This is a genomic window from Sphingomonas sp. LH128 (assembly GCF_000293195.2).
In the GTDB taxonomy this organism is placed as follows: domain Bacteria; phylum Pseudomonadota; class Alphaproteobacteria; order Sphingomonadales; family Sphingomonadaceae; genus Novosphingobium; species Novosphingobium resinovorum_A.
This window is the reverse complement of record NZ_ALVC01000622.1, coordinates 1-297: the sequence shown is the minus strand read 5'-3', so window position 1 is coordinate 297 and position 297 is coordinate 1. Positions and strand designations below refer to the sequence as shown.

Annotated in this window: 1 pseudogene; it reads right to left on the bottom strand. The window is 68.0% G+C overall.

From position 1 onward, the window contains the following. Window positions 1-297 (bottom strand): annotated as a pseudogene (locus LH128_RS30640) (biotin synthase BioB); the annotation flags it as partial.

The window sequence follows — 297 nt, the reverse complement described above, 5'->3', positions numbered from 1 at the left end:
CAGGTTTCCATGCCCATCGCGCGCACGCCCTTCACCATCTCGATGATGGCGGGCATGTCGCGGTCCTTGGGGTTGCGCCAGGCCGCGCCCATGCAGAAGCGGGTCGAACCCTGGTCCGCCGCCTGCGCCGCGCGCTGGAGAACCTGCTGGACTTCCATCAGCTTGGTCGCCTTGACGCCGCTGTTGGCCGAGACCGACTGCGAGCAGTAGCCGCAATCCTCCACGCACCCGCCGGTCTTGATCGAGAGCAGCGTGGAAAGCTGCACTTCGTCGGCCTTGTGGCTGGGGGGGGGGGGC